Source organism: Candidatus Hydrogenedentota bacterium (genome assembly GCA_016791475.1).
GTDB lineage: Bacteria > Hydrogenedentota > Hydrogenedentia > Hydrogenedentales > JAEUWI01 > JAEUWI01.
On the sequence record JAEUWI010000210.1, the window covers coordinates 1 to 741 of the forward strand.

The window sequence follows — 741 nt, forward strand, 5'->3', positions numbered from 1 at the left end:
CGGCTGCCCGTGCTGGCGAAGCTGGGCGTGGACTTCGTGTCGATGGGGGCGCTCACGCACTCGGCGCGGGCGATGGATCTGTCGCTCGAGATCGTCGCGGCGAAGGAAGCGCCCCGCGTGAAGCCGCGTCGCTGACAGAACGGCGCGGCCTCGAGCTTCGATGAGTCAGGGCGCGATGGACGCGACCGGCGTGACGCGCTTCACGGTGAGGTCGTCGCGGCGGTTGAGCGCCCAGGCCTCCTCAGTGCCCTCGAGGCTCAGCGGGAGCTCGGCGCCGTAGCTGATCGTCTCGAGCTGGCGCTCCCGCACGCCGAGCACCCAGAGGTAGTGCGCGGCCGCCTCGGCGCGGCGCTGCGCGAGCAGGAAGTTGTACTCCTCGGTGCCGCGCTCGTCGCAGTTGCCGGCCACGGTGATCTTCACGTTGGGGTGCTTCCTCAGCACCCGCGCGAGGTGCTGCAGCGACTGCTGGGCCTCGTGTGTGAGCTGATCCTGATCGAACGCGAAGCGCACGGTGGTGTTCTTGAGCGCCTGCTCGACGGCGGCGATGGCGTCGGCGGTGGGGGGCAGATCGTCCGGGTCGGGCGCGATCGCCATCGAGGGCGGGCGCGTGAACGACGTCTGGACGGCGCGGTTGCAGCCAGTGAGCACCACGAGGACGGCGAGCAGCGTGAAGCGGTTCATGAGACCTCCGTTGTCTGCCGTCGAGGTGCGACGGCGTGCATCGGGGTTCTACGGCCCGCT

2 protein-coding genes are annotated in these 741 nt (G+C 70.2%); one reads left to right on the plus strand and one right to left on the minus strand.

The features are described 5' to 3' along the window. Positions 1-135 (plus strand): nicotinate-nucleotide diphosphorylase (carboxylating) (locus JNK74_28750; protein ID MBL7650173.1); only part of this gene is annotated, 135 nt, incomplete at its 5' end. A 30-nt stretch (positions 136-165) separates the two neighbouring features. On the opposite strand, the gene JNK74_28755 is transcribed toward JNK74_28750, so the two are convergent. Next, positions 166-681 carry an OmpA family protein gene (locus JNK74_28755; protein ID MBL7650174.1) on the minus strand — a complete coding sequence of 172 codons (516 nt, stop codon included), beginning with the start codon at positions 679-681 and terminating at the stop codon, positions 166-168. Between the last annotated feature and the right edge of the window lie 60 nt (positions 682-741).